This window comes from Pseudomonas sp. 2VD (genome assembly GCF_005503585.1).
Taxonomy (GTDB): Bacteria; Pseudomonadota; Gammaproteobacteria; order Pseudomonadales; family Pseudomonadaceae; genus Pseudomonas; species Pseudomonas aeruginosa.
In genome coordinates, this window is the sequence record NZ_SCND01000440.1 from 1 (window position 1) to 4,395 (window position 4,395).

The window sequence follows — 4,395 nt, forward strand, 5'->3', positions numbered from 1 at the left end:
TGCGCTTGCCAGCGTACTCGGCGTCGGCGAAGGTCATCTGCTTCATCGGGAAACTCGGTGGGTGGGGTCGCGGTATTTTGCCAAATCAGAAAGTCTTTTTCAGAGTTTCCCTAAACTTCGTTTCTCCCCACAAGACCCGACGCAAACGTATGCCTTGCGAATTTTCGCGTTGCCGGGGGGAACCAAAACACCAATCTTCCAGCCTGAGCAACTTGCCGAAGGCTGCATTAGACTGCCTTTACCTATTAGCGAAATACAGGGAGTGAACCCATGGGTCTTCTGAGTGAATTCAAAGCCTTTGCCGTCAAGGGCAATGTCGTGGATATGGCTGTCGGTATCATCATCGGCGCGGCCTTCGGCAAGATCGTCTCGTCCTTCGTGGGCGATGTGATCATGCCGCCGATCGGACTGCTGATCGGCGGAGTCGACTTCTCCGACCTGGCGATAACGTTGAAGGCCGCCGAAGGCGACGTGCCGGCGGTGGTGCTGGCCTATGGCAAGTTCATTCAGACCGTACTCGACTTCGTCATCGTGGCCTTCGCCATCTTCATGGGGGTCAAGGCGATCAACCGCCTCAAGCGCGAAGAAGCCGTCGCGCCCTCCGAACCGCCAGTGCCGAGTGCCGAGGAAACCCTGCTGACCGAGATCCGCGACCTGCTGAAAGCCCAGCAGAACAAGTCGTGATCGCGTCGGCGGAACAATGAAAAAGGGCCCGAACGGGCCCTTTTTCATTGCCGGACAACAGGCCGGGCGGCGGCGCTATCCGCCGCTACTGCGCGGGCACGCACCTACCAGTAGTTCTCCACCGCCACCTGCCCCGGGCGCCGGGTCAGACTGAGGTTCATGCCGCGAGCCTTCAGCACGGCGCGGGTGTCCTCGATCATCTGCGGGTTGCCGCAGAGCATCACCCGCGAATGCTCCGGGGTCAGTTCCAGGTCGGCGGCACGCTCCAGATCGCCGTTCTCGATCAACGTGGTGATACGTCCGTTCAGGCAACCGGGTACCTGCTCGCGGGTCACCACCGGGATGAACTGCAGCTTGTGGACATGCTCGGCCAGGTATTCGCGCTCGGCGAGGCCGGCGATCAGCTCGCGGTAGGCCAGCTCCTTGCTCTCGCGCACGCTGTAGACCAGCTTGATGCTTTCGAAGCGCTCCCAGACCTCGAAGTCCTGCAGGATCGAGACGAACGGCGCCACACCGGTACCGGTGGCCAGCAGCCAAAGGTCACGACCATCCACGAAGCGGTCGAGGGTGAGGAAGCCGAAGGCCTGGCGATCGACCAGCAACTGGTCGCCCTCGCGCAGGCGGCTGAGTTCGCTGGTGAACTCGCCGTCCGGGACGACGATGGAAAAGAAGTCGAGGAATTCGTCATGAGGCGCCGAAACCATCGAGTAGGCGCGCCAGACGATACTGCCGCTGGGCTTGTACACGCCGAGCCGGGCGAATTGCCCGGCGCGGAACCGGAATCCCGCGTCGCGGCTGGTACGCAGGGTGAACAGGTTGGGAGTCAGAGGCTGCACGTCGAGCAGCGTCTGGCGGGTGAATTTCTCTTCGCTGGCGGTCATGGTCCGCTCCGGATACCGATACTCCCCTAGTGTCCCGCAAAGCACCCGGCAGAAACACCCGCAAGGCTTGTGGCTATCCCCGCTGACGGGAATAGCCAGCGGCCGATCAGCGCTTGCGGTTGACCACCTGGGCCGCACGCAGCACGTCGCTGCCGATCTGCGCCTCGTAGTTCTTCCACAGCGGCTTCATGGCGTTGCGCCAGGCCTCGTGCTCTTCCGCGCTGAGGCTGACCAGACGGCTCTTGCCGGCGGCCAGCAGGTGCTCGCGCTCCTTCTGGTTGAGCGCTTCGGCTTCCTTGTTCACCACCAGGGTGACCTCGTCGACGATGCTCTCCAGTTCGGTGCGGGTCTGGTAGGGGATGCTGGTCCAGAATGCCGAGCTGGTGATCAGCATGTAGCTGAGCGCACCGTGATTGGTCTCGGTGATGTACGGCTGCACGCTGTCGATCTTCTGTCCGGCGAGGTTCGACCAGGTGTTCTCGGTGCCCTGCACGCTGCCGGCCTGCATGGCCTTGAGGGTCTCGGCGTAGGACAACTGCTTGGCGGTGGCGCCGAGCATGGCGAACTGCGCTTCCAGCACCGACGACGGCTGGATACGGAAGACCAGGCCCTTGGCATCGTCCGGCCGGTGCAGCTCGCGAGTGGCGGAAAGCTGCTTCATGCCGTTGTTCCAGTAGGCCAGGCCATAGATACCGTGCTTGGCCATGGAGCGCAGCAGTTCGCGGCTCTTGTCGCGCTTCTGGAAACGCTTCAGGGCCTCCAGGTCATCGAACAGGAACGGCAGGTCGAACACCTGGAGTTGCTTGGTATAGGGCTCGAACTTGGACAGTGAGGTGGCCAGCATCTGCACCTTGTTGGCGCGCAGGGCCTCGATCTCGTCGGCGTCGCCGAACAGCGTCGAGTTGGGGTAGACCTCGACCTTGACCTTGCCCGGCAGACGCTCCTCGGCAAGCTTCTTGAACAACAGCGCCCCCTTGCCCTTGGGCGTGTCGTCGGAGACCACATGGGAGAACTTGATCACGATCGGGCCGGCGTCCTCGGCATGGGCGACGGCGGAAACGGCGAACAGTGCGGCGAGCGCCACACCGACAAACGGCTTGAACATCGATGTACCTGTGCGATGGCAACGACGAGCCCCGCGACGGCTCGCACGGGTCTCGTTCGGAAAACGGGTTGGGTGACGGTCGCCGCTCGAAGTGGCGAAGGCGCCCGTCCAGGCGCTACCGGGTCATGACAGGCGCTATCGAAGCCCTAGCCCGGTTATTATTGGCGTGCCCGGCTGGATGACTCGTCGGTAAGGAAACGACTAACCAGAGCCGGGTAAAGAATTTTTCGGCATATCCGTGTGCCGCACAAGCTGGAGAACTCCAACCAGCTCTCAGTTTCGACAGATTGTTAATTGACGAGCGGGATTCGCCCCGCCGGGAACCCGATGCCTCTATTCGCCACCCCCTTCGCCCAGCTCGATCTGGTCCGCCAGCCCGAGCAGGACGGCGAGCCCCTCCAGGCGTTCGACGCCGCCGACGAATACCTGCTCAACCAGTTGCACGAACGGGGCGTGACGGCGCAATGCCGGGTGCTGGTCCTCAACGACGCCTTCGGCGCCCTCGCCGCGAGCCTGGCGCCGCACGTCCAGGTCACCAGCAGCGGCGATTCGCACCTGGGCTTCCTTGCCCTGCGCAAGAACCTCGCGCGCAACGGCCTCGACCTGGGCTCGGTGCGCTTCGTCCCGGCCAGCGAAACCGCCGTGGGGCCTTTCGATCACGTGCTGGTCAAGGTGCCGAAGACCCTCGCGTTGCTGGAGGAGCAACTGATCCGCCTGCACGGCCAACTGGCACCGGGCGCGCAGGTCGTCGCCGCGGGGATGGTCAAGCACTTGCCACGCGCCGCCGGCGACCTGCTGGAACGCTACATCGGCCCGATGCACGCTTCGCTGGCGGTGAAGAAGGCCCGCCTGCTGATCGCCGAGGCAGCGGAGCGCCCGCAACCGCGCTCGCCCTATCCGACCCGCTATCACCTGGAGCAGCCGCCGCTGACGCTGCTCAACCACGCCAACGTATTCTGCCGAGAAGGTCTCGACATCGGCACCCGCGCCTTCCTCCCGCACCTGCCGCGCAGCCTCGGCGCGCTACGCGCCGCCGACCTGGGCTGCGGCAACGGGGTGCTCGGCATCGCCTACGCGCTGCTCAACCCGCAGGCCGAGCTGACCCTGGTGGATGAGTCGTACATGGCCGTGCAGTCGGCACGGGAAAACTGGCAAGCAGCGCTGGGCGAGCGGCCGGCGACGTTCCGCGCCGACGATGGCCTGGCCGGCCAGGCGGCGGGCTCGCTGGACCTGGTCCTGTGCAACCCGCCGTTCCACCAGCAGCAGGTGGTCGGCGACTTCCTCGCCTGGCGCATGTTTCTCCAGGCTCGCGATGCCCTGGCGGCGGGCGGCGAACTGTGGATCGTCGGCAACCGCCACCTGGGCTACCACGCCAAGCTCAAGCGGCTGTTCCGCAGGGTCGAGCAGGTCGCGGCGAATCCGAAGTTCGTGATCCTGAAAGCGGGAAAATAGTCAGCCGAGCGCCGCCGGGGTGTCCACGTCGCGGAGTACGCCCGGATCGTCGCACGGTACCTCGCGCCAGGCCGGACGATGGGCCAGCAGCACGCGGCGCGCGCCCTGGTCGCCGTCCAGTTGCGCAAGCGCGTCCCAGAAAGCGCGGCCGAACAGCACCGGATGACCGCGCTGGCCGTCGTACAGGGGAAACACGATGGCTTCGGGAGTGGCCATCGCGGCCAGACGCTCGAGGGTATCGGCGGCGATCCAGGGCATGTCGCCGAGCAGGAC

At 64.7% G+C, this 4,395-nt stretch carries 6 protein-coding genes; 3 read left to right on the top strand and 3 right to left on the bottom strand.

The genetic code is table 11. The annotated features are described in order from the left end of the window. Together FFS27_RS33460 and mscL are read left to right on the top strand one after the other, a co-directional pair. The coding region (locus FFS27_RS33460; protein WP_218570995.1) for a hypothetical protein at positions 1-283 on the top strand (283 nt) is incomplete at its 5' end. Further along, entirely contained in the window at positions 271-684 is a 414-nt protein-coding gene (mscL, locus tag FFS27_RS29190) for a large-conductance mechanosensitive channel protein MscL (RefSeq protein ID WP_003104883.1), read from the top strand. The genes FFS27_RS33460 and mscL, both read left to right, overlap by 13 nt. A gap of 104 nt (positions 685-788) precedes the next feature. On the opposite strand, the gene FFS27_RS29195 is transcribed toward mscL, so the two are convergent. Both FFS27_RS29195 and FFS27_RS29200 read right to left on the bottom strand, forming a co-directional pair. Beyond that, complete coding sequence (locus tag FFS27_RS29195) at positions 789-1,565, bottom strand: ferredoxin--NADP reductase (RefSeq protein ID WP_021264097.1); 777 nt, start codon at positions 1,563-1,565, stop codon at positions 789-791. A 106-nt stretch (positions 1,566-1,671) separates the two neighbouring features. Beyond that, positions 1,672-2,670, bottom strand: coding sequence for a DctP family TRAP transporter solute-binding subunit (locus FFS27_RS29200; RefSeq protein ID WP_003094894.1), 999 nt, complete (start codon positions 2,668-2,670; stop codon positions 1,672-1,674). A gap of 327 nt (positions 2,671-2,997) precedes the next feature. On the opposite strand from FFS27_RS29200, the gene FFS27_RS29205 reads away from it, so the two are divergent. Beyond that, entirely contained in the window at positions 2,998-4,122 is a 1,125-nt protein-coding gene (locus tag FFS27_RS29205; RefSeq protein WP_021264096.1) for a methyltransferase, read from the top strand. Here FFS27_RS29205 and FFS27_RS29210 read toward each other — a convergent pair. Next, on the bottom strand, positions 4,123-4,395 hold a 273-nt coding region (locus FFS27_RS29210), incomplete at its 5' end, for a nucleotidyltransferase family protein (RefSeq protein ID WP_171019254.1).

What these genes read in the sequence shown, in the direction of transcription:
- mscL (WP_003104883.1), top strand. Translation starts at nt 271, where the DNA reads ATGGGTCTTCTGAGTGAATTCAAAGCCTTTGCCGTCAAGGGCAATGTC.
- FFS27_RS29195 (WP_021264097.1), bottom strand. Translation starts at nt 1,565, where the DNA reads ATGACCGCCAGCGAAGAGAAATTCACCCGCCAGACGCTGCTCGACGTG.
- FFS27_RS29200 (WP_003094894.1), bottom strand. Translation starts at nt 2,670, where the DNA reads ATGTTCAAGCCGTTTGTCGGTGTGGCGCTCGCCGCACTGTTCGCCGTT.
- FFS27_RS29205 (WP_021264096.1), top strand. Translation starts at nt 2,998, where the DNA reads ATGCCTCTATTCGCCACCCCCTTCGCCCAGCTCGATCTGGTCCGCCAG.